Annotated in this window: 13 protein-coding genes; 10 read left to right on the plus strand and 3 right to left on the minus strand. The window is 68.3% G+C overall.

The window, feature by feature from the left end; genetic code table 11:
- Nucleotides 1-414 precede the first annotated feature (414 nt).
- The 5 genes from HUA74_RS29870 (at nucleotide 415) to HUA74_RS29890 (ending at nucleotide 5,066) form a co-directional block, all read left to right on the plus strand.
- Complete coding sequence (locus tag HUA74_RS29870; protein ID WP_141648151.1) at nucleotides 415-1,074, plus strand: hydrolase; 660 nt, start codon at nucleotides 415-417, stop codon at nucleotides 1,072-1,074.
- A gap of 111 nt (nucleotides 1,075-1,185) precedes the next feature.
- Complete coding sequence (locus HUA74_RS29875; protein ID WP_174457260.1) at nucleotides 1,186-3,042, plus strand: amidohydrolase; 1,857 nt, start codon at nucleotides 1,186-1,188, stop codon at nucleotides 3,040-3,042.
- Complete coding sequence (locus HUA74_RS29880) at nucleotides 3,032-4,687, plus strand: MFS transporter (protein WP_174457261.1); 1,656 nt, start codon at nucleotides 3,032-3,034, stop codon at nucleotides 4,685-4,687. Before HUA74_RS29875 ends, HUA74_RS29880 begins: the two co-directional genes overlap by 11 nt.
- On the plus strand, nucleotides 4,684-4,911 hold the full coding sequence (locus HUA74_RS29885) for a DUF1427 family protein (RefSeq protein WP_141648148.1): 228 nt from the start codon (nucleotides 4,684-4,686) through the stop codon (nucleotides 4,909-4,911). Before HUA74_RS29880 ends, HUA74_RS29885 begins: the two co-directional genes overlap by 4 nt.
- Complete coding sequence (locus HUA74_RS29890; protein WP_141648147.1) at nucleotides 4,908-5,066, plus strand: XapX domain-containing protein; 159 nt, start codon at nucleotides 4,908-4,910, stop codon at nucleotides 5,064-5,066. Before HUA74_RS29885 ends, HUA74_RS29890 begins: the two co-directional genes overlap by 4 nt.
- Nucleotides 5,067-5,125: 59 nt before the next feature.
- Here HUA74_RS29890 and HUA74_RS29895 read toward each other — a convergent pair whose 3' ends face one another.
- Entirely contained in the window at nucleotides 5,126-5,869 is a 744-nt protein-coding gene (locus tag HUA74_RS29895) for a class I SAM-dependent methyltransferase (RefSeq protein ID WP_254614346.1), read from the minus strand.
- Nucleotides 5,870-6,424: 555 nt separating this feature from the next.
- Between HUA74_RS29895 and HUA74_RS29900 the strand changes: the two genes are divergently transcribed.
- Nucleotides 6,425-9,235 (plus strand): hypothetical protein, encoded by a 2,811-nt coding sequence (locus HUA74_RS29900; protein WP_174457263.1) that lies wholly within the window; start codon nucleotides 6,425-6,427, stop codon nucleotides 9,233-9,235.
- Between the two features lie 61 nt (nucleotides 9,236-9,296).
- Here the strand turns inward: HUA74_RS29900 and HUA74_RS29905 are convergent, their stop codons facing one another.
- Nucleotides 9,297-9,887: a DUF4291 domain-containing protein gene (locus HUA74_RS29905; RefSeq protein ID WP_174457264.1), complete on the minus strand. Its 591-nt coding sequence runs from the start codon at nucleotides 9,885-9,887 to the stop codon at nucleotides 9,297-9,299.
- Nucleotides 9,888-10,251: 364 nt separating this feature from the next.
- Between HUA74_RS29905 and HUA74_RS29910 the strand changes: the two genes are divergently transcribed.
- The 4 genes from HUA74_RS29910 to HUA74_RS29925 all read left to right on the plus strand — a co-directional run bounded on the left by HUA74_RS29910 (nucleotide 10,252) and on the right by HUA74_RS29925 (nucleotide 23,331).
- Nucleotides 10,252-12,366: a M4 family metallopeptidase gene (locus HUA74_RS29910; RefSeq protein WP_371817323.1), complete on the plus strand. Its 2,115-nt coding sequence runs from the start codon at nucleotides 10,252-10,254 to the stop codon at nucleotides 12,364-12,366.
- Between the two features lie 316 nt (nucleotides 12,367-12,682).
- Complete coding sequence (locus HUA74_RS29915; protein ID WP_174457266.1) at nucleotides 12,683-14,899, plus strand: M4 family metallopeptidase; 2,217 nt, start codon at nucleotides 12,683-12,685, stop codon at nucleotides 14,897-14,899.
- Between the two features lie 139 nt (nucleotides 14,900-15,038).
- Nucleotides 15,039-16,913, plus strand: coding sequence for a M4 family metallopeptidase (locus tag HUA74_RS29920; RefSeq protein WP_174457267.1), 1,875 nt, complete (start codon nucleotides 15,039-15,041; stop codon nucleotides 16,911-16,913).
- A 430-nt stretch (nucleotides 16,914-17,343) separates the two neighbouring features.
- The gene (locus HUA74_RS29925) at nucleotides 17,344-23,331 is read left to right on the plus strand and encodes an ATP-binding protein (RefSeq protein ID WP_174457268.1); all 5,988 of its coding nucleotides are present in this window, start codon (nucleotides 17,344-17,346) and stop codon (nucleotides 23,329-23,331) included.
- Nucleotides 23,332-23,340: 9 nt separating this feature from the next.
- Here the strand turns inward: HUA74_RS29925 and HUA74_RS29930 are convergent, their stop codons facing one another.
- Nucleotides 23,341-24,510 (minus strand): hypothetical protein, encoded by a 1,170-nt coding sequence (locus tag HUA74_RS29930; RefSeq protein WP_174457269.1) that lies wholly within the window; start codon nucleotides 24,508-24,510, stop codon nucleotides 23,341-23,343.
- Between the last annotated feature and the right edge of the window lie 21 nt (nucleotides 24,511-24,531).

Raw genomic sequence — 24,531 nt, forward strand, 5'->3', positions numbered from 1 at the left:
TACCACTCCAGGAGGGAGGCCGGAATCTGGCCATCACCGCGACAACGGGACTGATACACCCTCAACACCAGCGGATTCCTCACGCCCCGTGCCGCTCTCTACACAGGCCGAGTCCCTCGCCCTCCCCCGAAATGGGGAGGACATCCTCCCTGGCATGGGGTTTCATCCAGACGTCTGGCATCGCTATCCTCTCGTCGTGCAACGACTCATCTCGATGATTCCCGAGGGGACGCCAGGAATGGGCTGGCTGTGGCTGCGATTGCCCGTGACGGGGTCCTTGCCCTTCAACACCTCCGGGGACTGAGCCGTCACCCGAACGGGGGATGCTCTCGCGGGACTTCCGGGTGTTTTATGTAAAACCCAGGTCGACGGCAGTCACGTCCCCATGAAGTGCAAACACCCCCGAGGAGCCCCATGCCCAACGCAAGTCCCACCCCCGGCAAGAACCTGCTCACCCCCGACAACCACGCGCTCATCCTCGTGGACCATCAGTCGCAGATGGCCTTCGCGACGCGCTCCATCGACATCTCGCTGCTGCGCAACAACACCGCGCTCATCGCCAAGGCGGCCTCGGGCTTTCGCGTTCCCACGCTCCTGACCACCGTCGCGGAGAAGAGCTTCTCGGGGCCCCTGTTCCCTGAAATCAAGGAGGTCTTCCCCGAGGCCAGGGTCGTGGACCGCACCACGATGAACGCCTGGGAGGACCCGCAGGTCACCGAGCAGGTCAACCGCTTCGACAAGGAGCGGCTGGTGATTGCCGGTCTGTGGACGGGCGTCTGCATCGTCGGGCCGGTGCTGTCCGCCATCGACCAGGGCTTCAAGGTCTACGTCATCACCGACGCCAGCGGGGACATCTCAGAGGAGGCCCACGAGCGCGCGGTGCAGCGCATGGTTCAGGCTGGCGCCATGCCGATGACCAGCCTTCAGTACCTGCTGGAGCTCCAGCGGGACTGGGCGCGCGGCGCCACCTACGCGTTGACCACGGGCATCGCCACCAGCAACGGCGGGGGCTACGGCCTGGGCGTCCAGTACGCCAAGTCCATGTTCAACGCCTCCGAGGGCGGCCAGCACTGACGCCGTCCCGCTTTCCGTCACACCCCGGCGATGGACACGCGCCCCCCAGCCCCCGGGCCGCGTCCGTCGTCGTGTCGTTGTCCGCCCCCTCCTCCGCGCACGAGCACCCCCATGGCCGACCTGATTGTCCGCAACGCCCGCATCACCACCCTGGACCGGGACCATCCGGAGGCCCAGGCCCTGGCCATCTCCGGAGGCCTCGTGGAGGCCGTGGGAGACGAGGCCACCCTCATGGCGCTCGCCACACCGGGGACGCGGGTCATCGACGCGGGCGGGCGGCGGCTGGTTCCCGGCCTCAATGACAGCCACATCCACCTGATTCGCGGAGGGCTCAACTACAACCTGGAGCTGCGCTGGGACGGCGTACGCTCGCTGGCGGACGCGATGGCGCTCTTGCGCGAGCAGGTGGCTCGCACTCCGGCGCCGCAGTGGGTCCGCGTGGTGGGAGGCTTCAGCGAGCACCAGTTCGTCGAGAAGCGCCTGCCCACGCTGGAGGAGCTCAACGAGGCCGCGCCGGAGACGCCCGTCTTCATCCTCCACCTGTACGACAGGGCGCTGCTCAATCGCGCCGCCCTGCGCGCGGTGGGCTACGGCAAGGAGACGCCGGACCCGCCGGGCGGACGCATCGAGCGCGACGCGCGCGGCAATCCCACGGGCCTGCTGCTGGCCAGCCCCAACGCGCTCATCCTGTACGCGACGCTCGCCATGGGGCCCCGGCTGCCCCCGGAGTACCAGCTCAACTCCACGCGCCACTTCATGCGCGAGCTGAACCGGCTGGGTGTCACGTCCGTCATCGACGCGGGCGGCGGCTTCCAGAACTACCCGGAGGACTACGACATCATCCAGAAGCTGCACGCCGACGGCGAGCTGACGGTGCGCATCGCCTACAACCTCTTCACCCAGAAGAAGGGCGCGGAGGTGGCGGACTTCGAGCGCTGGACGGGCATGCTCACCCCCCGCCAGGGCGACGACATGATGCGCCACAACGGCGCGGGCGAGATGCTCGTGTTCTCCGCCGCGGACTTCGAGGACTTCCGCATGCCCCGGCCGGAGCTGCCCGCGGGCATGGAAGGCGAGCTGGAGTCGGTGGTGCGCCTCCTGGCCCAGAAGCGCTGGCCGTTCCGCATCCACGCCACGTACGACGAGAGCATCAGCCGGGTGCTGGACGTGTACGAGAAGGTGAACCGGGACGTGCCGCTGGACGGTCTGCACTGGCTCATCGACCACGCGGAGACAATCTCCGAGCGCAACATCGAGCGCGTGCGCGCGCTCAGCGGTGGCATCGCCATCCAGCACCGCATGGCCTACCAGGGCGAGTACTTCGCGGAGCGCTACGGCCGTGACGCCGTCCGCCGCACGCCCCCGGTGCGCAAGATGCTGGAGCTGGGCGTGCCCGTGGGTGCCGGCACGGATGCCACGCGCGTGGCCAGCTACAACCCCTGGGTGGCGATGTACTGGCTCGTCACCGGCCGCACGCTGGGCGGGCTGGCGATGTACGGCGAGGACAACGTCCTGGAGCGCGAGGAGGCCCTCCGCCTGTGGACGCACGGCAGCGCGTGGTTCTCCCACGAGCAGGAGCGCAAGGGACTGCTCAAGCCCGGCTACTTCGCGGACTTCACCGTGTTGTCGTCGGACTTCTTCCAGGTGCCGGAGGCGTCCATCCTGGACATCACCAGCGTGCTCACGGTGGTGGGCGGCAAGGTGGTGCATGGCGATGGCGACTTCGGTCCGCTCGCGCCCCAACTGCCCCGGCCGATGCCGGACTGGTCTCCGGTGAATCGCTTCGGCGGCTACCAGGGCGGCACCGTCGCCCAGGCCCGGGCCGCCTTCCAGGGGGCCTCGCACGCGCATGGAGACTCCTGCGCCATGCACGGCCATGGCAGGACCCACGCTTCGCGCCACAAGGTCCCCACGAGCGACGACACCGGGTTCTGGGGAGCGCTCGGGTGCCTCTGCTATGCCTTCTGAGGCGAACGTCGCGGCAGCCCCGGCGGTGACCGCGCCGGAGGTCGGCCCGTGGGCGCCGCTGCGCCACTCCTCGTTCCGGACGATGTGGTTCGCCGTCCTGGCCAGCCACATCGGAACGTGGGTCCATGACGTCGCCGCCGCGTGGTTCATGTCCGAGCGGACGGGCTCCCCGTTGATGGTCGCCGCGGTGCAGTCCGCGACGACGATGCCCGTCGTGGTGTTCGCCCTCGTCGCGGGCACGCTGGCGGACATCGTCGACCGGCGGCGCTACCTCATCGCCGTGCAGGTGTGGATGCTGGTCATGGCGACGACGCTCGCCTGGTTCGCCCTCTCCGGCAGGATGAATGAGTGGGTGCTGCTGGGGCTGACGTTCGCGCTCGGGACGGGCGCGGCCATGGCGATGCCTGCCCAGGCGGCGACGACCGCGGAGCTCGTGCCACGGCCCCTGCTGGCGCCCGCCGTGGCGCTCAGCTCCATCGGGATGAACATCGCGCGCTCGGTGGGGCCAGCCCTGGGCGGGCTGATTGTCGCGCGCTTCGGCGTCGGCTGGGCCTTGTCGCTGGACGCGGTCTCCTACCTGGGCGTGCTGCTGGCCCTGCTCCTCTGGCGGAGGGAGGAGACTGTCTCGACGCTGCCCTCGGAGCCCTTTGGCATCGCATTGCGCGCGGGGCTTCGCTACGCGTCGAAGTCGGGTGACTTGCGCTCCGTTCTGCTCAAGTCGGCCTGTTTCTACGTCTTCGCCAGCGCGCTGCCCGCGCAGCTCGCCATCGTCGTACGCAAGGAACTGGGCGCGGGAGCGGGCACGTACGGGTTGCTGCTGACGTGTATCGGAGCGGGCGCCGTCGCGGGCGCCGTGCTGCTGCCTCGACTCCGTGCGCGACTGGGGGTCGACCGGCTGGTGTTCGGCGCCACGGTGCTCTACGCGCTCACCATGCTCGTCGTGGCCCACGTGCGAGTGCTCCAGGTGCTGGGCGTGGCCATGGTGTTCAACGGCCTGGCGTGGATCAGCGTGTTGTCCTCGCTCCAGACGGCCACCCATGTCTCCGTTCCCACGTGGGTTCGGGCCCGGGCGCTGTCGCTCTACATCGTGGTCTTCTCCGCGGGCATGGCCGGAGGGGGCCTCCTGTGGGGCTCCGTGGCCCAGCGCTTCGGTGTCCCCGTCTCGCTGACGGCGGCGTCCCTGGCGGCGGTGCTCGCGGGCGCCTTCTCGCTGCGCTTCCGGCTGAGCGCGGCCATGACGCGCAACACCGCGCCCTCTTCGCACTGGCCTTCGCCGGAGCTGACCGAGGCCATCGAGCAGGACCGGGGCCCGGTGCTCATCACCGTGGAGTACCGCATCGCCCCCAGGGACCGCGCGACGTTCCTTTCGCTCATCCACCAGCTCGGCGGCACGCGGCGCCGCGACGGTGCCGTGCAGTGGGACGTCATGGAGGACACGGCGGAGCCTGGGCGCTTCCTCGAGTACTTCGTCGTCGGCTCGTGGATGGAACACCTGCGTCAACACGAGCGCGTCACGCATGAGGAGAAGGCGCTGCAGGACACGCTGAGCGCGCTCCATCAGGACAGCCAGCCGCCGTCCGTTCGTCACTTCGTCGGCGCCGCGCCGACGAGCCCCCGTCTCACCCCCTTGGAGAACGACTCGTGAACTGGAAACTGTGTGTGGGCCTGCTCCTGGGCCTGGGTATTGGCTTTGGTTGCCGCTGGTTGGGCGTGCCCGCGCCCGCGCCGCCGGTGCTGGTGGGGGCGCTCCTCGTCGTCGCGATGACGAGCGGCTACACCTTGACGGACAAGCTGCTGGCGTCCCGTCCCGCGCGCAATCACGTCAACTGTGGCGGCCCCACCGGCGAGACGCAGGGGACGCGCTCATGATGCTGGCCCTGTTGGGATTCGCCCTGGCGCTCATCATTGGCGCGGGGTGCCGGCTGCTCGACATTCCCCTGCCCGCTCCGCCGAAGCTCCAGGGCGCGCTGCTGGTGGTGGCCATGACGGTGGGCTTCCTCATGGGAGAGCGGCTCCTGGGCTGAAGCACGCTCGCGCGCGAGGAGGACGCCATGCCGGGCGGCCTCCGCGCGTCGCGCATGCGTCAGGACTTTGGGATGAGGACGAGGTCCTCGTCCTGCTCCAGGCGGTACACGCCGTCCGCGCCCCGGCAGCGCTCGGCATGCAGGCGGAGCTTCCGGTCGAGTTCGCGGGCCTGGTCCGGGCTCATGGCCGCGAGCTGCTCCGCGGTGAAGCAGCCCTCGAGCACGAAGAAGCGGCAGAGCGTGTACATCTCCTCGAAGGTCTGCGCGACGAAGCCGCTCATCGTCGGGAGCACCTCGTGGGGCAGGTGTTTGCCCCGCACGGTGTCCAGCATCAGCTCGCCAAAGTTCAGCGTCTCCGCGAAGTCACGGCACAGCTCGTAGGTGGGCCCACGGGCAGCCGCCATGATGAGCAGGCAGTAGCCGCCGGGACGGACGAACGAAAGCAGTCTGTCCATGAAGGCGCCCCAGTCCGCGAGGGGCACGTGGTACAGGACGTGTGAGCACAGGACGAGTTCGTACTGCTCGGTGGAGGCATAGCGCTCCAGGGGCTCGACGAGGACCTTCGCCTTGTCGAGCTTCAGTCCTGAAATCTGCTCGCGATTGGGTTCGAGCAGCGTGAGTGAGCCGAAGTGTGGCGCGAGCCGCTCGGCCACCTTGCCCGACCCGGCGCCCACGTCCAGCAGCGTGCGCGGGAGTGGAAGACCTGGGAGCATCCGCTCCTCGACGACACGCGCGATGTTCTCGGGGTGGCGCGCGGTGGCGGCCAGCAGGCGAAAAGCCGTGGCGTATTCCTGCGGCGACATCGTGATTCCCATATCAGTCCCCCTGCTCCTGTTGAGATGCCAGTCCCGGTGCCCCTCACTGGGATGAGCGCCAGCGTATCGCCCCCACGCGCGGGGAGCACCTGGCTGGGCACGGAGAACAGGCACCTGCGAACGGGCATCGAGGAGGACACGAGGACAACCCGCTGGATTCCGCCCGGTGACCTCGAACGCCGCATGTTGGCGACCGTGACTCCGTGGCGACATTGCCGAGGGCACACCGGGGGTCATGCCGTTCGCCCTGCGAAACCGCGCCTCCGCCCCTCTGCCTTGCCGGGGGCACGGCCCCACAGATCAGTGGGTGCTGTCCACCACAGGGGCCTGACTCCTCGCGAGGGGCAACATGCATCCCCGCAGGGAAGTCCCGCATGTCGCGCCATTGGTCTGACGCTTGCTCTGTTGGACGCAATGACAACTCTCATCCGCAGAGAAAACTGGCGGGCCCTGGCCCTCACGGCCTCGTTACTTCTCGGTTGCACCAGTGACACACCTACACCTCCCGAAGGACCTCCTGGGGGGGACGACACGACGGTCCAGTTGACGCTCACGCGCCTGGGCGCGGGCACCCTCACCTCCAGCCCCGCCGCCATTTCGTGCGGCGGCACCTGTCTGGCCTCGTTCACCAAGGGCACTGCCGTCACGCTGACCGCCACGCCTGACACGGGGTACGCCTTCGGTGGGTGGAGCGGCGGCGGCTGCACGGGCACCGAGACTTGCGCCATCACCCTCGACGCCGACACCACCGTGCAGGGGAGCTTTACCCCGGTCACTGTCGCGGGCACCCAATACATTCCCTTGAGCCTTGCCTCCGGCCCCATCGCCGACAAGACGCCCGTGCGCACCGGCGTCCCCCTCCCCAAGGGAGCCCTGTCGAACATCGCCGAGCTGCGGCTGGAGACCGGTGACGGAAGCCAGGAAGTTCCCGCCCAGTTCGATGCCATCTCGCGCTGGCCGGATGGCTCCATCAAGGTAGCCCTCGTCCACCTCGTCGCCGACCTCGGCGAAGCCCGCTCCTACCGCGTCGCCTATGGCCCTGGCGTCGTGCGCGCCGCCCTGCCCCGAAACGTGGCCATCAGCGGCACGCCGACCACCGAGCTCACCGTCGACACGGGCCTGGTGAAGTTCGCCGTCAACAACAAGGGTGTCATCAACAAGCTCTGGCGCGACACCAACACCAACGGCACGTTCGAAGCGGGCGAGCAGCTCCTCAACGGCGGAGACCTGTTCATGGTCAACGCCTACGACAACCTGGAGTACACCGCTGGGGCGGCCACCGACGCGGTCGTGACCGTGGAAGAGAACGGGCCGATGCGCGCGGTCATCAAGGCCCAGGGCTCCCTCACCAACGGCAGCGGCGCGAAGCTCATCAAGTACCTGGTCCGCTACTACGCCCTCCAGGGCTCCGACAAGGTCGACATCGAGGTCTCCGTCATCGACGACCGCCTGGAGCCGAACGTCCAGACCAACCCCACGTCGTTCGCCATCGCCGGCAAGGCGCTGGGCCTGCGCTGGACCTACCTCTCCGACAGCGCGGCCGACTACCGCTTCGGCGGTGAGAGCGGCGCCGCGTATGCCGCGAAGGTCTCCGGAGAGCACTTCCTGCTCCAGAAGGGAGAGTTCACCTTCAACAACGGCGTCGACCTGGGCCACACGTTCAACTACAGCGGCGTGGGCACGGGCGCCAAGGCCGCCGGTTGGGTGGCCCTGGATTCCGGCAGCCGTCACCTGGCCTTGATGGTCCGGGACTTCTGGCAACAGTTCCCGGGCGAGCTGAGCATCAGCGGCAACACCCTGACCGCCTCCCTCTTCCCCGCACGCGGCGGCACCGCGGAGACCACGCAGCCCGCGCTGTCCGGCACTCGCTATATCCGGGCGCAGAGCATGTACTTCGCCCGCCCAGGTGGCGCGAAGACGTACCAGCTTCGGCTCGCCTCGAGCACCGGCCTGCCCACCACCAGCGCGCTGCACACGGCCAACGACAGCTATCAGCGCCACCGCCTGGAGCTGACGGCCACCCCGGCCTGGTACTCGACGTCAGGTGTCTTCGGCGACCTGACGCCCACGCCCCAGCTCAGCACCAACAAGGGCTACGACAACATGCTGATGCGTGACATCTACGAGCGGAGCATCGAGCAGTCCGACGGCAACGCCACGATGTTTGGCTGGCGTGACTACGGCGACCGGCTGCGCGCGGGCTGGGCGCTCGAGGTCAATGGCGTCTACGTGCCCAGCTTCTACAATGACACCCACGTCGGCGCGAACAACTTCCTCACGCAGTACCTGCGCAGCGGAGACGCTCGCTGGTTCCAGCTCGGGGAGATCAGCACCCGTCACTTCATGGACATCGACGTGTCGCATGGGCCCCGCGCGGGCTACTGGGCCACGGGCGGCGCGCCGCAGCCCGCCGGCGAGGTGCATGCCATCAACCATGAAAACATCGACCACCAGGTCCGCAACCTGCACTGGGGCCATGCGCACGTCAGCGGCATGAGCAATCTCTACCTGCTCACGGGCGACAAGCGCTCGCTCGACGTGCTCACGGAGATCGCCAACTGGTGGAAGTTCGTCACCCCGCACTTCTTCAAGCGCCCGTTCAAGTTCGCGGACCGGTACCGCGAGGCCGAGCGCGACTATGGGTGGCCCCTCTATGTGATGAATGAGTACGTGCGAGTGACGGGAGATGCGACGTACCACAAGGACGTGGCGGGCCACCTGGCCGCCTACATCGTCGAGTGGTTCAGGACCCCGAGCAATCACGTGGGCTACAACCCGGCCACGAACACCGTCACCAACACCGTCCTGGGCGTGAATGATGCCACCCAGGGAACGGGCTACTGGACGATGACCAAGATGGACAACAACGCCGGGTTCAACGCCACTGGGACGAACCCCTGGATGGCGGGGGCCTTCATGGGCAACCTCATCAGGTTTCATCAGGCAGACGTGTTGTTCTCCGCCGCGGGCAAGCCCTCCGGCGTGAGTCACGCCCAGATGGTGGACATGTTGCTCCAGGGCATGAACTACGTCGTCAAGTATGGCTACGACAGCACCCGCAAGTTCTTCGTGTACTCAGAAGCGCAGCGCGGCTACGACGGCGGCGACCACCACATCCTCTATCCGCTGGCCTATCTGGACCGCCTGTACAAGCAGGAGCTCGCCGCGGGTCGCATCAGCAACCCCGCATGGTTCGACACCCAGGCCACGTGGGGCGCGCTCGCCACGCGTCGCTACGACGAACTCCAGAACCTGACCGTCGGCGCGAGCACCCAATCCTATGGCTTCTATGGCTATGAGATTGTCTATCCCGCTGACTACTTCACGGTGATGAAGGACACGCTCGGCCGGTAGCGCGGAGCCCATGTCGAGGGAGGGCAGGACGCCAGCCAGTCCAGGCGTCGTGCCCCCCGCGTCACATGCCCAGCCGACGCACCAGCTCCACGGGCACCGGATAGACGGCCTCCTTGGGCAGCAGGCGCGTGGCCTGGTCCGCGCGCCCCTCGTCCAGGTGCTTGCGCAGCTTCTGCACCAGCGGCGTCAGGTCTGTGATGGAAACCACCCAGTCCTCCACGAAGCGCTGGATGATGCCGCGCCCCAGGCCCACCTGGATGCTGTCGTGAGGGAGCCCCGCCCCCCGCACCGTGCGCTCCGGGTCCCACTGGACATGGACGGACGCGTGCTCGAAAGCCTGTCGCCAGGCCTCCGGGGTGCCATGGGCCTTGGGCTCATACCCCGTGAGTACCGCCTCAGCGAGCGCCGCCTCCCACCCACTGCGTCGGATGCGCACCGCGAGCGTGCGCTCCTGGCCGCTCTTGCGGCCCCAATTCGAGCGGTGCATCAGCCACAGGAAGCTGGGTTTGATCCACGTCATCCGACCCACGGAGAACGGCGGGCCGAACTTCTGCTGTCTCACCGCCACGTCCGCGATGGCGTCCGGATAGGCCTGGTAGACCACCATGGACGCCCGGTCGAAATCGGCGCGAATCGCCCGGACGGAACTCACCGCCAGGTGCCCGCCAGGGCAAGAAGGCTGTTGCCAACCGTCGTCATACCTCGCACATTAACACAGGGGTCCCTACGAACCCGCGTCGATAGACCCTCACCGACGGGCATCACCCAGACTCTCAACACCTGGCAGACTGTGACAGAAAATGTCACACTTCGCGTTTATTGCGGGAAATGCAATGAAGTTGCTGCTGTCGACTTGTTCTTGAGATGCCTTTGGCTTCACCATGACGACCTCATCATTCGTTTGGGGGAATCGCATGCTCGTGAAGAGAGGTCGCGGAGTTGTAGGCGCCACGCTGCTGAGCCTGACATTGGGGGCTTGCACGGAGGCCAACACATCCAAGGATGCAAAGGATGCGGTGACCGAGAAGGCCTCGGCGGCGCTCTCGGGTGAGCACCAGGTCCTCGCCGTCGACAAGGACTCCACCCCCACCTTCGTCAGTGGTCTGTTTGGCGCGGCGCCGACCAGTGTCGCCGCCGTCCGGGGTGTCCAGGCGGAGACGCTGGCGCCCGTCATCGCGCGCGTCGCCCCTCTGTTCAAGGTGAAGCCCGACCAGCTCTTCCTGAAGCGGGCCTACGTCGGCTTCGACGGGGACGCGCACTTCCGCTACGGCGTGCGCCTCAACGGCGTGGAGATCATGGGCGCGGAGCTGCGGCTGCACGCGCGCAACGGCCAGGTGTTCGCCGCCAACGGAAACGCGCGCACCGACCTGCGCGCGCCCGTGGGCGCCAATGTCTCCGCGGAGCTGGCGGTGGAGACGGCCCAGAAGGACCGTGCCTCCCCGCCGAAGGCCGCCATCGCGGGCAAGCCGGAGCTGGTCTACTGGCTCGACAGCGGCCAGTACCTCCTGGCGTACCGCATGCGCATGACGGGTGAGCAGAAGGACGGCACCCCGGTGGATGACACCGTGCTCGTCAACGCGCGCTCGGGGGACCTGTTCGAGCGCTACACCAACATCCACTCGGCGCTGGTCCGCCGGGTCTATGACGGTGGCAACACCACGACCCTTCCCGGCACCGTGGGCCGCAACGAAGGAGACCCGCCCGTCGCGGACCCCATCGTCAACGCCGCCTACGACAACCTGGGCGCCGTCTACAATTGCTACAACGACCTGTTCGGCCGCGACTCCTACGACAGGGCGGGCGCCACGCTCATCGCCACCGTTCACCACCGCGTGAATTATGTGAATGCGTTCTGGAATGGTACGCAGATGGTGTTCGGCGACGGCGACGGCACCACCTCCCTCAACCTGGCCCTCAGCCTGGACGTGACGGCCCACGAGCTGACGCACGCCGTGACGGAGTTCGACTCGGACCTCATCTACTCCGGCGAGTCCGGCGGCCTGAACGAGGCCATGTCCGACATCTTCGGCGCCGTGTGTGAATGGCACGCGGAGGCGCGGACCATCAACGCCGGAACGTACCTCGTGGGCGAGGACGTCTGGACGCCCGACGTCGAGGGGGATGCCCTTCGCTACATGAACAACCCCACGCAGGATGGGGACTCGCTGGATGACTACGGCGACTACACCTCCGGCGTCGATGTCCACTACAGCTCGGGCATCGCCAACCTGGCGTTCTACCTCCTCGCGCAGGGTGGCACGCATCCGCGCTTCCCCACGCGCCCGGCGGTGGCGGGCATCGGTATCGAGAAGGCCGCCCGCATCTTCTACAAGGCGAACCTGGACTTCTTCCTCCCCGGCACCAACTTCGACGCGGCGAAGGCCGGGACGGAGCAGGCCGCCGCGCAGCTGGGCTACGACGCGGCGACCATCGCCTCCGTCAACGCGGCGTGGAAGGCCGTGCAGGTGGGCGTCATCTTCGAGCCCCCGAATCCGCGCGAGCTGGTGCGCAACATCCCCGTGGTCCTCTCCGGAGCCCGCACCACCAAGGAGTATGGCTGGGGTGAGGTGCCCGAGGGCGCGACGAACCTGCGCTTCACCCAGTCGGGTGGAACGGGCGACGCGGACCTCTATGTCCGCGTCGGCAACTACCCGACGACGGGCTCCTACGATTGCCGGCCCTACCTCTCCACCAACAACGAGGCGTGCATCTTCGCCAATCCGACGCCCGGCAAGTATTACTTCATGGTCAACGGCTTCACTGACTACGCCAATTCGTCGCTGGTGATGACGTACCAGGGCGGCTTCTTCCCGCTCGAGCCCAACGTGGTGGTGGGTGGCCTGTCCGGCGCCACCAATGACACCCACGGCTTCTTCGTCCAGATTCCCGAGGCCCCCGAGGGCGGCTATCGCAACGTCACCGTGCGCGTCGAGGGCGGTACGGGCAACGCCGACCTCTACGTCCGTCGCGGCGCCATCCCCACCCACAGCGACTACGACTGCCGAAGCATGAAGGAAACCAACGCGGAGCGCTGCGACCTCAAGTACGTCGAGGGTGGCAAGTACTACGTGTTGCTCTACGGCGCGAAGGGCGGCTACGCCAACGCGTCCGTCGTCGTCACCTACCGCTGAGCTGAACCGAGCTGATGCAAGACGGCCCACCCGGTCCGGAGGCGTGAAGCCTCGGCGGGTGGGCCGTCGCATTTCCGGCCGCACCATGAGACCTGGCGGGTGGTCCTCAAGTCCTGGCATGGAGTGACGTGAACTGTCACACGCGTCGCGCCATCGCCTCCCACTCCGCCAGCAAAGACTGACATCGGTGGGGAGTTCCGCGGGGTGGGTCCAGACCTGCCTGTTGCGTGAATCGCGATGAAGTCGGGGTGCGCCTTGTCACTGAGCTGCCTTTGGCGTCACCATGACGACCTCATCATCCAGCTGGGGGAAGCGCATGCTCTTGAAGAGAGGTCGCGGAGTCATAGGTGCCACGCTGCTATGCCTGACATTGGGAGCCTGCACCGAGGCCACCACGCCGAAGGAAGGCAAGGACGCGGTGAGCAAGAAGTCCTCGGAGGCGCTCACCGGCGCGCACCAGGTCATCGCCGTGGACCAGGACCGGGTTCCCACCTTCGTCAACGGGCCATTCGGCGCCGCGCCGACGAGCGCCGACGCCCTCCGGGGGCTCCAGCCCGCGACGCTGGCGCCGGTCCTCGCGCGGGTGGCGCCGCTGTTCAAGGTGAAGCCCGAGCAGCTCTTCCTGAAGAAGGCCTACGTCGGCTTCGACGGGGATGCGCACTTCCGCTACGGGGTGCGAGTCAACGGCGTGGAGGTCATGGGCGCGGAGCTGAGGCTGCACGCTCGCGATGGCCAGGTCTTCGCCGCGAACGGTGACGCGCGCACGGACCTGCCCGCCCCCGAGGGCGCCAGCGTCTCCACGGAGCTCGCGGTGGAGGAGGCCCGGAAGGACCGCGCCTCGCCGCCCGACGCCACCCTCGTGGGCAAGCCCGAGCTCGTCTACTGGCGCGACGGCGGACAGCTCCTGCTCGCCTACCGGCTGCGCATGACGGGCGAGACACGCGGGGGTGAGCGCGTGGATGACACGGTGCTCGTCAACGCACGCTCGGGCGACGTGTTCGAGCGAATCACCAACCTCCACGGCGCGCTGAACCGCCGGGTCTACGACGGCAAAAACGGACCCGGCCTTCCCGGCACCCCGAGCCGCATGGAGGGACAACCGCCGGTCCTCGACCCCGTCGTCAACGCGGCCTATGACAACACGGGCGCCGTCTGGCGTTGCTACAAGGAGCTGTTCAACCGCGACTCCTACGACAACGCGGGCGCCGCGCTCATCACCACCGTTCACCACCGGGTGAACTATGTGAACGCGTACTGGGATGGCGTGCAGATGGTGTTCGGCGACGGCGACGGGACCACCGCCTCCATCCTGCCCTATGCCGTCGACATCACGGCCCATGAGCTGACGCACGCGGTGACGGAGCACGAGTCGGACCTCATCTACTCCGGCGAGTCCGGCGGCCTGAACGAGGCCATCTCCGACATCTTCGGCGCCGTGTGCGAGTGGCACTCGGAGGGCAAGGTCATCGACGAGGGGACGTTCATGATTGGCGAGGACGTCTGGACGCCGGAGACTCCCGGGGACGCGCTTCGCTACCTGTTCAACCCCAAGCTGGATGGGGAGTCGCTGGATGACTACGTCGACTACAGCTCGGGCGTCGACGTCCACTACAGCTCGGGCATCGCCAACCTGGCGTTCTATCTGCTCTCGCAGGGTGGCACGCATCCGCGCTTCCCCACGCGCCCCGCGGTGACGGGCATCGGCATCGAGAAGGCCGCCCGCATCGTCTACAAGGCGAACGTGGACCTCCTGACTCCGTCCTCCAACTTCGAGACGGCGAAGGTCGCCACGGAGCAGGCCGCCGCCCAGTTGGGCTACGACGAAGCGACCATCGCCTCCGTCACCGCCGCGTGGAAGGCCGTGCAGGTGGGCGTCATCATCCTGCCCCCGCACCGCACCCTCTTGGAGCGCGACATCCCCGTGGTCCTCTCCGCCGCCCGTGGCGCCAAGGAGTATGCCGAGGGCGAGGTGCCCGAGGGCGCGACGAACCTGCGCTTCGCCCTGTCGGGTGGAACGGGCGACGCGGACCTCTATGTCCGCTTCGGCAACGCCCCGACGACCTCCTCCTATGACTGCCGGCCGTACATCACCGGCAACAACGAGGCGTGCTCCTTCGCGACTCCCGCGTTCGGCAAGTGGTACGTGATGGTCAACGGCTTCACCGCCTACGCCAATGCGTCGCTGGTGATGACATACCAGGGCGGCTACCTCGCGCTCGAGCCCAACGTGGTGGTGGGCGGCCTGTCCGGCGCCACGAACTCCACACAAGGCTTCTTCACCCACATTCCGGAGGCCCCGGAGGGCGGCTATCGCAACGTCACCGTGCGCGTCGAGGGCGGAACGGGCAACGTGGACCTCTATGTCCGTCGCGGCGCCATGCCTACCCACAGCGAGTACGATTGCCGCGGCATGAAGGAAGGCAACACGGAGCGCTGCGACCTCAAGTATGTCGAGGGCGGCAAATACTACGTGTGGCTCTACGGCGCGAAGGGCGGCTACGCCAACACGTCGGTCGTCGTCACCTATCGCTAACGCGAGAGGTTGAAGGACGGCTCCCCGTCCGTGGGGCGTGTCTCCACGGGCGGGTGGGCAACGGCGGTCCTGGTCCACTTGTCATCGAGCAAGTCCTGGCTTCACCATGGCGACTTCATCATTCGCCAGGGGGAAGCACATGGGCTGGAATCGAGGATGCAGGGTCCTGGGAGTCGTCGTGCTGGGCTTGTCGCTGGGCGCATGCGCCGACACACGTACGCCCGAGGACGGCCCCGACGGGGTGGCCGAGAGCCGGGCACCTCTTCCACGCGCGGAGGAAATCCAGGTCATCGCCGTCGACGCGGACTCCGTTCCCACGTTCGTCAACGGGGCGTTTGGCCAGGTGCCCTCCAATCCCGACGCGGTGAGAGGCATTGAGGCGGAGGCGCTCTCCCCTGTCATCGCACGCGTGGCACCGCTGTTCAGGGTGAAGCCCGAGCAGCTCTTCCTGAAGAAGGCCTACGTCGGCTTCGACGGGGATGCGCACTTCCGCTTCGGCGTGCGGGTGAATGGCGTGGAGGTCATGGGCGCGGAGCTGCGACTCCACGCCCGCGACGGCCAGGTCTTCGCCGCCAACGGGGATGTGCGAAGCGACCTGCCCGCCCCCCTCGGCGCCACCCTCTCGCCGGCCCTGGCGCAAGAGCTGGCTCGCAACCATGGCGACTCCGTTCGTGATGCCGTCATCGCGGGCGCACCGGCGCTCGTCTACTGGCGCGACGGGGCTCGGCTCCTGCTGGCCTACCGGCTGCGCGTCACGGGAGCGGCGGAGGACGGGGGCCCGGTGAACAACACCGTGCTCGTCAACGCACGCTCGGGCGAGGTGCTCCTGAGGTACTCGAACCTGCACTCCTTGCGGTCTCGCAGGGTGTATGACGGTCGGAACACGAGCACATTGCCCGGCACGATGGCTCGCGCGGAGACTCCGCCCTCCCTGGACCCCATCGTCAATGTGACCCATGACAACCTCGGCGCTGTCTATGCCTGCTACTGGGAACTCTTCGGTCGCGACTCTTTCGACAACGCGGGAGCGCCACTCATCGCCACCGTCCACCACCGGGTGAACTATGTGAATGCCTTCTGGACCGGGACGCAGTTGGTCTTCGGTGATGGCGACGGAGTGAATGCCCACAACCTGGCCCTGGCCGTGGACGTGACGGCCCACGAACTGACGCACGGGGTGACGGAGCACGAATCGGGCCTCATCTACGCCGGCGAGTCGGGTGGCATGAATGAATCCATGTCCGACATCTTCGGCGCCGTATGTGAATGGCACGCGGAGAACCGCACCATCAACGCGGGCACGTTCCTCCTGGGCGAGGACATCTGGACTCCCTCCAGTTCGGGAGACGCGCTTCGCTACATGAACGACCCCACGCTGGATGGGGCCTCGCTGGACGACTACAGCAACTACACCTCCGGCGTCGATGTCCACTACAGCTCCGGCATCTCCAATCTGGCCTTCTATCTGCTCTCCCAGGGGGGCCGTCACCCGAGCCATCCGGACTGGCCCTTCGTGGAAGGCATTGGCATCGAGAAGGCCGCGCGCATCTTCTACAAGGCGAACATGGACATGCTGACTCCCTCCTCCGGTTTCCTGGCCGCGAGGATTACGACGGAGCAGGCCGCGATTCAGCTTGGCTATGACGCGGGCAACGTGGCGTCGGTCACCGCCGCCTGGGAGGCCGTGAACGTCAGAGCGCCAGTGATTATCGACATGGCGAAGGACGTTCCCTTCCCGCTCCGGGCGGCCGTGGGGAAGTCCTGGCTCGGCAGGGGGATGGTTCCCACCGGAGCCCTGGACTTGAAGTTCACCCTGTCGGGAGGGACCGGGGACGCGGACCTGTATGTCCGCTTCGACGAGCGGCCCACGACGACCCTCTATCAGTGCCGCCCCTTCCGGCTGGGCAACAACGAGCAGTGCGTCTTCCCCGCGCCCGCGGCCGGCGCCTGGCATGTCCTGGTCCACGCCGCCTCCACTTATGACGGCGCTACCCTGAAGATGACCCACCAGTGAGGCTTCACCGCGCGTCCACTCCAACAGGGTGGGCGCGCGGAGCCGGCCCCTGGGATGCCTCGCTGCCCCTCGCGCGAGCAGGCACGGACGCTGGTCCTCTTCCCCATGCCCGCGCTCGCCCCCCTGCTCCCCTCGCGGCACCTCGGATGGGATGAGGCGAGCGTGCGGACTGTGGCGTAGACAACACATGTCTCAGCGCTCATGGAAGCACGCAAGGCCCGTGCAATTCCGAGGATGCGACAGAATATTGTCGCCGGCGCAGGCCTTCAGGTCCTTGCGTTGAGGTCTCACCCTGCAACCCCCTGCTACGTCCTGCAACCCACGGGGTGAGGGGCGATGAGATTTGATGAGCCACTCGACCCAAAGCTCCGGAGCGCCGCGCTCCGACCTTCATCCCATGGCCGCGGCGGTGCTTGCCGGGGGAGGCGAGATGGGTGCGCTCATGCGCGCCATCGATTGGGTGAAAACGCCCGTGGGCGCGCCGGAGACCTGGCCTCAGTCACTGCGCACCGCGGTCAGCATCCTGCTGGAGTCGCGCTTCCCGATGTACATCGCGTGGGGCCCCCAGCTCGTCCAGTTCTACAATGACGGCTACCGACCGGTGCTCGGCTCGACGAAGCACCCGGCGGCCATGGGCCACAGCGCCCAGGCGACGTTCGCGGAGAGCTGGCACATCATCGGCCCGCAGTTCGACGGGGTGTGGCGGGGAACGGCGGTTGGCTCCGAAGACTGGATGCTGCCGTTGGATAGGCACGGCTACCTGGAGGAGTGCTACTTCACGTACTCCTACAGCCCGATACGTGACGAAAGCGGGGGCGTCGGAGGCATCCTCGCCACCCTGACCGAGACCACGGGTCGGGTGCTGGGCGAGCGGCGGCTACGGACCCTGAGGGACCTCGCCGCGCGTGCGGGAACCGTGAAGCATGAAGGCGACGTCTGGCGCGAAGCCGCGCGGGCCCTGGCGGGCAACGCCTTCGACGTCCCCTTCGCCTTGCTCTATCGCCTGGGCTCCACCGGCGAGCAGTCGGACCTGATGGAAGTGACGGGCTGGGACACGCAGGCCCAGGCCGCCTCGCGGTTCGGCGACCTCCCCGCCAGCACCCGCTGGTCCTTCCCCGAGGCCCTGGCGGCCCCGGGGGGCCTCCTCATCTCCGACGTGCGCGCCCGCTTCGGCGACCTCCCGGGCGGTCCGTGGCCCGAGGCCCCTCACTCGGTCATGGTGTTGCCCATCACCCGGCCTGGCGCCGAGCGCCCCCACGGCTTCCTCGTCGCGGGGCTGAGCGCGCGGCGCGCCCTGGACGACGACTACCGGGGGTTCCTGGGGCTGGTGGCGGACCACATCGCCACGGCCGTCAGCAACGCTCGCGCCTATGAAGACGAGAAGCGGCGGGCGGAGGCCCTGGCGGAGATTGATCGCTCGAAGACCGCCTTCTTCAGCAATGTCAGTCACGAGTTCCGCACGCCGCTCACCTTGATGCTCGGTCCCGTCGAGGACTCCCTGGCGGATGTCCTGGAGCCGCTCCCCCCCGCCCAACGCGAGCGGCAGGAGCTGGTGCGACGCAATGGCCTGCGGTTGCAGAAGCTGGTCAACACGCTGCTCGACTTCGCCCGGCTCGAGGCCGGACGCGCGCAGGCCTCCTTCATCCCGACAGACCTCTCCGCCCTCACCCGGGACCTGGTCAGCAGCTTCGACTCGGCGATGACCACCGCGGGGCTCGAGCTGGTGGTCACCTGCCCCCCGCTGCCCGACTCCGTCTATGTGGACCCGGAGATGTGGGAGAAGGTTGTCTTGAACCTCCTCTCCAACGCCTTCAAGTTCACCTTCGAGGGCCAGGTTCGCATCGCGCTGAAGTGGCGGGACGACACCGTGGAGCTGACCGTCCAGGACACGGGCATCGGGATGCCAGCAGAGGAGCTGCCTCGCATCTTCGAGCGCTTCCACCGGGTCGAAGGCTCACGCGGACGCAGCCATGAAGGCACGGGCATTGGACTCGCGCTGGTGCGGGAGCTGGTCAAGCTGCACGGCGGCGCCGTGACAGTGACGAGCGCGCTCGCCCAGGGAACCACCTTCACGGTGAGCCTCCCGACAGGCTCCGCGCACCTGCCTCGGGAGCATGTCGGGGCCGCCCGCGCCCTGACGTCCACGGGGATTGGCGCCAGCGCGTTCCTCGCGGAGCTCTCCCAGTGGAGCACTCCCGAGGCGCCCCTCGTCGAGCCCGCCCTCTCCTCCTCCGAAGCGCGCATCCTCCTGGCGGACGACAACGCCGACATGCGCGGCTACCTGCTGCGGCTCCTGTCGCCCCACTGGCGCGTGGAGTCGGTGAGCGATGGCACCCAGGCGTTCATCGCCGCGCGGCGGACGCCTCCCGACCTCATCATCTCAGATGTGATGATGCCGGGCATCGGCGGTCTGGAGCTCGTCCAGGCCCTGCGCGCCGACGAGCACACCCGCACCATTCCCATCCTGCTGCTGTCCGCGCGCGCGGGTGAAGAGGCCACCATCGAGGGACTGCGCAGCGGCGCGGACGAGTACCTGGTCAAGCCCTTCTCCGCGAACGAACTCCGAGCGCGCGTCAACGCCCTGCTCACCGTCTCCAGGCTTCGCCAGGCGTCGGTCCACGCCGAGCGTGCCCATGCGGAGGAGGCCCAGCGCCTGCTCGACGAGGCCCGCCGCGCCACCCGCTCGCGAGAGGAGACCCTCGCGGTGGTCAGCCACGACCTGCGCTCGCCGCTCACCGCCATCAGCACCTCCGCCGAGCTGCTGCGTCGAATCCCCCTGGAGAGCGGACCGGGCGAGCGCGTGCGCAAGCAGGCGGAGTCGATCCGACGCTCGGCCAGCCGGATGAACCGGCTCATCGACGACCTGCTCGACCTGGAGAGCATCGAGACCGGAACCCTCTCCATCGAGGCGCGCCCGCAGACCGTCGAGGAGCTCATCCGCGATGCCCGCGAGCAGTTCGGGCCCCAGGCGGCCGAGAAGGGCCTGCGCCTGGACATCGACGTGGAGCCTGGCCTCGTCGTGAAGTGCGACCGGGAACGCATCCTCCAGGCCATCGGGAACCTGCTCTCCAACGCCATCAAGTTCTCGCCCTCTGGCACGGGGGGCGCAATCCACCTGCGGGCCGGGCTCGATGCCGGGACCCGGGACATCCGCTTCAGCGTGACGGACAGCGGGCCGGGGGTTCCGCTCGAAGCGCAGCAGCACATCTTCGACCGCTACTGGCACGCGGCGCAGAAGCGGCGCGGGGGCCATGGGCTGGGCCTCTCCATCGCGAAGGGCATCGTGGAGAGCCACGGTGGGCGGATGCGGTTGGAGAGCACCTCCGACGCGGGCAGCACCTTCTGCTTCTGGCTCCCCGCCGAGCAGGGCGTCGCGGAGCCCGCCATGACACCGCGTCCGCCGCCCCAGTGGCTGGGCAGCGAGGAGCACTTCGTTCAAGGCGGCGGCGACATGGGCGCGTTGATGCGCGCCTTCGACTGGCGGACGACGGCGCTGGGTCCGCTCGAGCGCTGGCCCCAGTCGCTGCGGACGTCCGTCAGCACGATGCTGCGCTCTCCGTACCCCATCATCCTCTTCTGGGGTCCGGAGCTGAACATGCTCTACAACGACCCGTTCCGTCCCATCCTGGGGGCGAAGCATCCGCTGACGCTGGGCGCGCGCGGGGCCGAGGCCCTGGCGGAGGAGTGGCGACTGCTGGGGCCCCTCATGCAGCGCGTGCATGAGACAGGAGAGCCTCTCTTCATCGAGAACGGGAACGTCAACTTCGCGCGGCGGCCCGGTGGCCTGCGCGAAGAGGCCTACTTCACCTGGTCCTACAACCCCACCATTGGCGAGACAGGGGAGATCGCCGGCCTCTTCGCCATCGCGAGCGAGACCACGCGTCAGGTCGTCGGAGACCGACGACTGGCCATCCTCCGCGAGCTGTCCATCCGCGCGGCGCTCAGCGAGAAGGTCGACGCGCTCTTCGTCGCGCTGGAAGAGGTCCTCACGCCCGCGGGCCACGACCTGCCCTTCGCGCTGCTCTACGTCGTCCGAAACGACAAGGCCCAGCTGGTCTCCTGCGCCAACCTGCCCCGAGGCGCGGCCGCGGCCCCCACCGAGCTGCTGCTCGATGAAGAGACCTCGTGGCCGCTCTCCAAAGTCGTACGCACGGGGCAGGAGGCGCTGGTGGAGGACCTGTCGTCGAGGTTCGGTCCCCTCCCCGGCGGCCCCTGGCCGGAGCCCACGACGCGCGCCCTGCTGCTCCCGGTGCCCATGGGCGCGGACGCGGAGCTGACCGGCGTGCTCGTCGCCGGCATCAGTCCGCTGCGTGCGCTGGATGACGAGTACCAGAGCTTCTTGCAACTGCTGGCGCGGCAGCTCGCCGCCAGCCTCGCCAGCGCCCGCGCCTACGAGCAGGAGCGCCAGCGCGCCGAGCAGCTCGCCCTGCTCGACCAGGCCAAGACGGCCTTCTTCAGCAACGTGAGCCACGAGTTCCGCACGCCCCTCACGCTCATCCTCGGGCCCATCGAGGACGCCATGGCCAGGACGCCCAGGGCCCTGGGCGAAGAGCAGCTCGACCTGGTGCGCCGCAACGCGCTCCGGCTCTACAAGATGGTCAACACCCTGCTCGACTTCTCGCGCATGGAGGCGGGGCGAACGCAGGCCACGTACGTCCCCACGGACCTGTCGGCCTTCACTCGCAACCTGGCGAGCGCCTTCGAGTCCGCCGTGGGCAGCGCGGGGCTGCGGCTGAGGGTGGACTGTCCCCCGCTTCCCGAGTCCATCTATGTCGACCCGGAGATGTGGGAGAAGGTTGTCCTGAACCTGCTCTCCAACGCGGTGAAGTACACCCACCAGGGGGAGATCCGCGTGGGCATGCACTGGAGGGACGGGCGCGCGGTCCTCACGGTGCAGGACACCGGCGTGGGGATTCCCGAGGAGGACCTGCCGCGCATCTTCGAGCGGTTCTACCGCGTGCGCGCCACCCAGGGTCGGAGCCACGAGGGGACGGGCATCGGCCTCGCCATGGTGGAGGACCTGGTCAAGCTGCATGGGGGCGACGTCTCCGTGACGAGCCGGCTGGGCGTGGGCACCACCTTCACCGTGCGGCTGCCGGGCGGCTCGGCCCACCTGCCTCCGGAGCGAATCGACCACAAGCCCCGCTCCCGCTCGTCGGCGGCGTGGGCCGCCCCTTTCGTCGACGAGGCCCAGCGCTGGTCCGCCTCCGACGCTCCGCTGCTCCAGCCCCAGGCGCCGGACGCGACGCGGACCGCTGACGACGCCCAGCTGGATGTTCCCCTGGCGCTGGCCTCCTCCCGGATTCTCCTCGTGGACGACAACGCCGACCTGCGCAGCTATGTCTCGGGGCTGCTGGGGCGCCGCTTCCCCCATGTCGAGACAGCCACGAACGGAGAGGAGGCCCTCGCGCGGGCCCGCGTCCAGCCGCCCGACCTCATCCTCTCCGACGTGATGATGCCGGTGCTGGACGGCTTCGGCCTCGTGCGAGAACTCCGCGCGGACCCACGCACGCGGGCCATCCCCATCATCCTGCTCTCCGCGCGCGCGGGCGACGAGTCCACGGTGGAGGGCCTGTCGAGCGGAGCGGATGACTATCTGGTGAAGCCCTTTTCCGCGCGCGAGCTCATCGCCCGGGTGCGCACCCAGCTCGAGATGGTCAGCGTGCGCCGGGAGGTGACGCGCAAGGAGCTGGAGAAGGAGGAGCTGCTCGAGTCCGTGCACCTGCGCGACGAGTTCCTCAGCCTCGTCAGCCATGAGCTGCGCACCCCGGTGAGTGTCCTGGCCCTCAACATCCAGTCGCTGCTCCGAAGCCTGGACCGCCAGGGCGGTCAGCGCTCTCCGGAGGAGCTGCTGCGGGCGCGGGCGCTGACGACGGAGAAGCAGCTCCAGCGCCTGACGCGGCTGGTGGAGCACCTGCTGGATGTGTCGGAGTTCGTCACCGGCCGCCTGGAGCTGGTGCGTCAGGACGTGGACCTGACCGCCACCGTGAAGGCGGTCGTGGACGAGGCTCGGGAGAAGGCCGCGCGCGCGGAGAGCACCGTGACGTTGAATGCCCCGTCTTCCATCGTGGGTCGGTTCGACCCGGAGCGACTGCATCAGCTGGTCGAGGGCCTGCTCGACAACGCCCTCAAGTTCGGCGCGGGCAAGCCCGTCGAGGTGACGGTGGCTCCGACGGAGGACGGCGTCCGCATCTCGGTCGTGGACCATGGCCCCGGGGTCGCCCCCGAGGACCACGAGCGCATCTTCGGACGCTTCGAGCGAGCTGTCTCCGCGCGCAACCATGGAGGCTTCGGACTGGGCCTGTGGATGGCACGCCACATCGTGGAGGGACATGAGGGGCGCATCCACGTGACGCGCACGGAAGGCGGCGGCGCCACCTTCACCGTCGTGCTCCCGGTGATGGAAGCGCCGAGGTGAGGGCGCGCTTCACAGCCGTCCGTGCGGCACCCGGCCCTGCTGGAACGCATCCACCTGGAGGAACGTGAAGGGCTGGTCATACAGGAGCCGGTCCTGCTGCCGCGTGCGGAACAGGTCCACGATGAGGTTCATCCGGTCCGACAGGCTCCCCCAGTCCCGCGCCGCGCTGCCCGCCGTGTCGTCCGGGGACCTGTCCAGCGCCGCCATCAACGCCACCAGCTCCGGATGCGACAGCCGCTCCAGGGCCGGTGGGAAGTCCCGCTCCGCCGTCAGCGCGGGCAGGTCCTCCCCCAGCCGCAGCGTCACGTCCGGCAGCTCCATCTTCATCAGCATCCGCGTCGCCAGCTCGCGCCACAGCCGCTCCAGGCGCTGGGCCAGCGGCGCGAAGCCTTCACGCAGGCCCCACTCGGACAGGCTGCGCGCCCGGGGATTCGGGTCCGCCCGGACGAAGGCGACGAGGTGCTCCAGGAACAGCTCCTTCACCGGCGCGTTGAGCGCGGCGACCACCGGCCCCTGCAGCCGCGCCTGCTCGTGGTAGCCCACCAGCGCGTTGGCCAGGAACATCAGCTCCGCGTGGGCCTTCGGGTCCTCGGTGAAACACGCCTCGTGGTAGTGCCGCACCGCGCGGATGAGCAGGTCCTGCCCGCCTTCACCCACCGGCCCCGGAGCCAGCCGCGACACCACCGCCTCCACCCGCGACGGCTCGGGCGAGTCCATGCCAGTGAAGTTCGCCAGGAGGTCCGTGTACAGCGGCCCCAGCTCCTGGAAGACCACCAGGTTGCCGCGCGCGGTGTGACGGGCCACCTCGTCGAGCACGTCCTCCACCGTGCGCGCCAGCACGTACTGGATGCCCACGGACGCGCCCCACGCGCCCAGGAGCCGGTCCTGCAGCTCCGAGAAGCCGCGCGTCACCGCATCCGCCCGCTCCAGCAGCTGCGCCATCACCCCTGGCAGCACGTCCTTGCGGATGAAGGCCCCCGCCGTCTTCGAGGCCCACGTCGAGAAGCCACACCAGCTCAGGTCCTCCTCGCCGAACACGTCGGTGAGGGCCACCTCGAGCACGTGGTACGTCTGGGTGATGTGGAGGTTGCGCAGGACGGGGTCCTCCATTTCGATGATGGCCTCCACCTCCGCCTGTGTGGGAACGGGCCACCAGCGCGGCAGCGTGCAGCAGACCATGGTGGAGGCGCCTCCCGAGAA

The organism is Myxococcus sp. CA051A, assembly GCF_013336705.1.
Taxonomy (GTDB): domain Bacteria; phylum Myxococcota; class Myxococcia; order Myxococcales; family Myxococcaceae; genus Myxococcus; species Myxococcus llanfairpwllgwyngyllgogerychwyrndrobwllllantysiliogogogochensis.

Bases quoted from the DNA above. Each gene is read 5' to 3' on its own strand.
- HUA74_RS29870 (WP_141648151.1), top strand. From the start codon at position 415: ATGCCCAACGCAAGTCCCACCCCCGGCAAGAACCTGCTCACCCCCGAC.
- HUA74_RS29895 (WP_254614346.1), bottom strand. From the start codon at position 5,869: ATGTCGCCGCAGGAATACGCCACGGCTTTTCGCCTGCTGGCCGCCACC.
- HUA74_RS29925 (WP_174457268.1), top strand. From the start codon at position 17,344: ATGGGTGCGCTCATGCGCGCCATCGATTGGGTGAAAACGCCCGTGGGC.
- HUA74_RS29890 (WP_141648147.1), top strand. From the start codon at position 4,908: ATGATGCTGGCCCTGTTGGGATTCGCCCTGGCGCTCATCATTGGCGCG.
- HUA74_RS29880 (WP_174457261.1), top strand. From the start codon at position 3,032: ATGCCTTCTGAGGCGAACGTCGCGGCAGCCCCGGCGGTGACCGCGCCG.
- HUA74_RS29915 (WP_174457266.1), top strand. From the start codon at position 12,683: ATGCTCTTGAAGAGAGGTCGCGGAGTCATAGGTGCCACGCTGCTATGC.
- HUA74_RS29930 (WP_174457269.1), bottom strand. From the start codon at position 24,510: ATGGTCTGCTGCACGCTGCCGCGCTGGTGGCCCGTTCCCACACAGGCG.
- HUA74_RS29920 (WP_174457267.1), top strand. From the start codon at position 15,039: ATGGGCTGGAATCGAGGATGCAGGGTCCTGGGAGTCGTCGTGCTGGGC.
- HUA74_RS29875 (WP_174457260.1), top strand. From the start codon at position 1,186: ATGGCCGACCTGATTGTCCGCAACGCCCGCATCACCACCCTGGACCGG.